4 protein-coding genes are annotated in these 4,467 nt (G+C 65.3%); 1 reads left to right on the forward strand and 3 read right to left on the reverse strand.

Annotation, left to right across the window (positions count from 1 at the left end; translation table 11 throughout):
• A partial coding sequence (locus tag IL54_RS06895; protein ID WP_037478014.1) for a proline dehydrogenase family protein occupies positions 1–1,661 on the reverse strand: 1,661 nt, incomplete at its 3' end.
• A 99-nt stretch (positions 1,662–1,760) separates the two neighbouring features.
• Between IL54_RS06895 and IL54_RS06900 the strand changes: the two genes are divergently transcribed.
• The gene (locus tag IL54_RS06900) at positions 1,761–2,240 is read left to right on the forward strand and encodes an Lrp/AsnC family transcriptional regulator (RefSeq protein ID WP_037478016.1); all 480 of its coding nucleotides are present in this window, start codon (positions 1,761–1,763) and stop codon (positions 2,238–2,240) included.
• Positions 2,241–2,250: 10 nt separating this feature from the next.
• On the opposite strand, the gene IL54_RS06905 is transcribed toward IL54_RS06900, so the two are convergent.
• Together IL54_RS06905 and IL54_RS06910 are read right to left on the reverse strand one after the other, a co-directional pair.
• Positions 2,251–3,519, reverse strand: coding sequence for an SGNH/GDSL hydrolase family protein (locus IL54_RS06905; RefSeq protein ID WP_052027588.1), 1,269 nt, complete (start codon positions 3,517–3,519; stop codon positions 2,251–2,253).
• On the reverse strand, positions 3,516–4,467 hold a 952-nt coding region (locus IL54_RS06910; protein ID WP_037478018.1), incomplete at its 5' end, for an MFS transporter. The genes IL54_RS06905 and IL54_RS06910, both read right to left, overlap by 4 nt.

Here is a 4,467-nt window from a genome sequence, read left to right on the forward strand (position 1 = left end):
AGCGCTTGCGTCAGGCTCGCCAAGGCTTTTTCATCGCTGAGGTCGATGCCATCGGAGTTGCGGCGGTCGGGGAAGATGGCGGCAGGCAGCGCAATTTGATCATGACGGGCGCCGGGGTTGGGCATGGCGCGGACGGTATCGACGGGGTCGGCGATCATCTCGTCCACCGACACGGCCGGATCGGCGATGCGGTTGACGAAGCTGCTGTTCGCGCCATTTTCGAGCAGGCGGCGGACGAGATAGGCGAGCAGCGTCTCATGCGTGCCGACTGGCGCATAGATGCGGCAGGGGCGATCCAGCTTGCCCGCGCCGACCACCTGTTCGTAAAGCGGTTCGCCCATGCCGTGGAGGCACTGAAATTCGTAAGTGCCGATGCTGAAATCCGGCCCGGCCATCGCATGGATGGTGGCGAGCGTCTGGGCATTATGGGTGGCGAATTGCGGGAAGACCGCGTCCTTGGCGGCGAGCAGTTTTTGCGCGCAGGCGATATAGGCAATGTCGGTGTGCAACTTGCGGGTGTAGACCGGAAAATCCGCGAGGCCATCGACCTGCGCGCGCTTGATCTCCGCATCCCAATAAGCGCCCTTGACCAGACGGACCATGATGCGGCGATCGGCGCGACGGGCAAGGTCGATGATCCAGTCGATGACGAAGGGGCAACGCTTGCCATAGGCCTGAACCACGAAGCCAAGCCCGTTCCAGTCGGACAGGGCCGGATGCAGGGCGAGACTTTCGAGCAGGTCGAGCGAAAGGTCGAGCCGGTCGGCTTCCTCCGCGTCGATGTTGAAGCCGATATTATAGCTTTTGGCGAGCGCGGCGAGTTGCTGCACGCGGGGCAGAAGCTCGGCCATGACGCGCTCTGCCTGGGCGCGGGCATAGCGCGGGTGGAGCGCGGACAGCTTGATCGAAATGCCGGGACCGGCATAGACGCCGCGCTTGGCCGATGCCTTGCCGATGGCGTGGATCGCCTGTTCATAATCGGCATAATAGCGCGCGGCGTCCTCAGCCGTCGTCGCTGCTTCGCCCAGCATGTCATAGCTGTAGGCGAACCCCTTGGCCTCCATAACCTTGGCGCGCTTGAGCGCTTCCTTGATGGTTTCGCCGGTGACGAACTGTTCGCCCATCATCCGCATGGCGAGGTCGACGCCGCGTCGGATGACCGGCTCGCCCGCCCGTGCGACCAGGCGCGTCAGCGCTGCGCCAAGGCCGCGATCATCGACGCTGCCGACCAGCTTGCCGGTGACCACCAGCCCCCAGGTGGCGGCGTTGACGAACAGCGACTTGTCGGTGCCCAGATGCGATCCCCAATCGCCGTCGGCGATCTTGTCGCGGATCAGCGCATCGCGGGTCGCTGCGTCGGGGATGCGGAGCAGCGCTTCGGCGAGGCACATCAGCGCGACGCCCTCCTGGCTGGACAGGGCATATTCCTGCACCAGACCTTCGACGCCGGTACCTTTGTGGTTAGCGCGCAGGGCCGTGACGAGCTTGTGAGCCGTTTCCTGTGCCGCGGCGCGGGTGGCGTCGGGCAGCGTCGCCGCTGCGATCAGCGGGGCCAGCGCCTCGGCTTCATCGCGGCGATAGGCGTCGGTGATCGCCTGCCGCAACGGAGATTGGGCGCGGATGGCAGGGGCGAAGGCGGCAAAGGGGGGCTGGACGGTCATGCCCCACATCATATCGCATATGGTGGCGTCGATCTGCCTTATCAGGTCTGTTTGTGCGGCGGATGTGACTTATTCATGCCTCTATGTTAGGCAGCAATGATGGATAAAGCCGCCTCAACAGTCGATCTGGACGAATTCGACCGCAAGATCATCGCCGCTTTGGTGGAGGACGGGCGCATGACCGTGACCGATCTGGCGGCGCTGGTCGGCCTGTCCAAGACGCCATGCCAGGTGCGGCTGAAACGGTTGATCGAAACCGGCGTGATCCATGGGTTCCGCGCGATTGTCGATCCGGCCAAGCTGGGGATGGACCATGTCGCCTTTGCCGAGGTCAAGCTGAGCGATACGCGCGAAGCGGCGCTGCATGAGTTCAACATGGCGGTGCGGCGGATCGCGGAAGTCGAAGAATGCCATATGATCGCGAGCAGCTTCGACTATCTGCTCAAGGTGCGGACGGCGGATATTCGGCGCTATCGCATGGTGATGGGCGAGAAGATTTCCGCCCTGCCCCATGTCGCCAGCACCTCGACCTTCGTGGCCATGGAGACGGTACTGGATGCCGGGGGGCGGCGGAAATAGCGTCTGCCGGTCAGTCGAACAGGTCCAGCGCGATCGCGTCGCCCATCGCCCGATAGCCGCGCGGGGACGGGTGGAGCGCGTCGCCACTATCATAGGCGGGGGCCAAGCGGTCGGGCCGTGCCGGGTCGCGGGTCGCGGCATCGAAATCGATCACTGCGTCGAAATTGCCCGGCTGCCTGATCCAGGCGTTGACGGCCTGGCGGTCTGCTTCGTTCTGGGCGTCGGCGTGATAATAATCATTGCCGACGAAGGGCATGACGGTCGCGCCGATCACCTTGATCCCTTTGGCACGGGCGCGGGCGATGATCTGGCGATAGGCGCCGATGATGCGGGCGACATGGGCCTGATGCGCGGCGGTGCTGACGGGGGCTTCGCGGGTGAGCGTGCCGAGATCGTTGATCCCTTCCAGCAGGATCAGATGCGTGACACCGGGCTGCGCCAGCACATCGCGGTCGAGCCGGGCGAGTGCGTTGGGACCAAGGCCATCGTCGAGCAGCCGATTGCCGCCGATCCCCTGATTGACGATCGCAATGTGGCGGCGCTTCGGATCGGCCTGCAATCGTTCGGCCAGTCGGTCGGTCCAGCGATCATTGCCGTTGGTAGTGCTGTTCTTGCCGTCGGTGATCGAGTCGCCCAGCGCGACGATGAGCTGGGCGGGGGCGCAGCGTTCGACTTCGAGTGCGGCTAGGTTGAACCAATGATCGAAACTCGCGGCCCCGGCAAATTGCGGGTCGGACAGATGATCGCCGGGCAGATGCCAGGAGGTGGCGCGCGAGCCGGGATGCGATGTCTGTTCGGGGTCGGCGGCGGCGTAGCGGATCGAGATGGCGAGCGTGTCGAGCGCCTTGGCTGACAGCGTGACCGGGTCGGACAGATAGTCGGCGCCGGGCGGGATGATAACGTCGGGTTTGCCATCGAAGCGGAGCGCGATTCGGGTGGCGGGATCGATGGTGGGGGCGGCGGAACTGATGGCGCGGGCGATGCTGGCACCCAGGATGGGGAGCGGCCGGGTGCCGGCGAGGTTGGACAGGCGGACACGGACGCGATCGCCACTGACCGAGGGGCGGACGACCTGACGCAGGGTCTGGTTCGCCAGCGTGCCGGGCGGGAGCGCGGCGTCGCCGGTGGGGCGGAATTGGGACGAGGCCCAGCCCGCGACCCAGGTCGGCGTGCAGCTTTTCGCATGGGCGGGCACGACGGCCAAGGCAGTGGCGATGCAGGCCAAGCGGACAGCGACCCGTACACTGGTTGAGGCTTTTTGCGGGAGGCGACGGGTCATGGTTCAGCCCCGATGGCGGCGCTATCGACGGTCTGATAGCGCGGGATGATGAGGTGGATGATGGCGAGCGCGACGAGATAGGTGCAGGAGGCGACGGCGAAGATGGGACCGTAGCTGCCGACGGTTTCGAGGATGACCCCGGCGAACTTGGCCATCATCATGCCGCCGATCGCACCGGCCAGGCCACCGAGGCCGACGACTGACCCGGCCATCCAGCGCGGGAAGACGTCGTCCGGCAAAGCGTACAGGTTGGCGGAGAAGCCTTGATGCCCGGCGCAAGCAAGCCCAATTAGCGCAACCGCTACCCACATATTGGGTGCTTGCGTGGCAAAGGCGATGGGGACGGCGCAGAGCGCGGCGAGCAGCATCGCGGTTTTGCGTCCGCGATTGATGCTCCAGCCGCTGCCGATGAAGCGCGACGACGCCCAGCCGCCCGCGACCGACCCGACATCGGCCAGCAGATAGACGGCGATCAGCGGCGGGCCGAAGTCGAGCATCTTGACGCCATATTGTTTGTTGAAGAAATCGGGCAGCCAGAAGAGGAAGGTCCACCAGACCGGATCGATCAGGAAGCGCCCGGCCATATAGGCCCAGGTCTGGCGCAGGCGGAACAGCGTCGCCCATTTGACCGGGCGTTGCGGTTCGACGGGATCGGTTTCGATCCAGGCCAGTTCTTCGGCGGTGAGGCTCTTCTTCTCGCGCGGGCTGCGGTAGAAGCTGAGCCAGGCGACGAGCCATATGACCGTCAGCAGCCCGGTGAGGATGAAGGCCCAGCGCCAGCCCAATGTGACGGCGATGATCGGGACGATCAGCGGGGTCAGGATCGCGCCGACATTGGACCCGGCGTTGAAGATGCCGATCGCGAAGGCGCGTTCCTTCTTGGGGAACCATTCATTGGTCGCGGCGATGGCGGCGGGGAACGTCCCCGCCTCGCCGATCGCGAGCGGG

This window comes from Sphingobium sp. ba1 (assembly GCF_000743655.1).
Classification (GTDB): Bacteria; Pseudomonadota; Alphaproteobacteria; order Sphingomonadales; family Sphingomonadaceae; genus Sphingobium.

What these genes read in the sequence shown, in the direction of transcription:
- IL54_RS06900 (WP_037478016.1), top strand. Translation starts at nt 1,761, where the DNA reads ATGGATAAAGCCGCCTCAACAGTCGATCTGGACGAATTCGACCGCAAG.
- IL54_RS06905 (WP_052027588.1), bottom strand. Translation starts at nt 3,519, where the DNA reads ATGACCCGTCGCCTCCCGCAAAAAGCCTCAACCAGTGTACGGGTCGCT.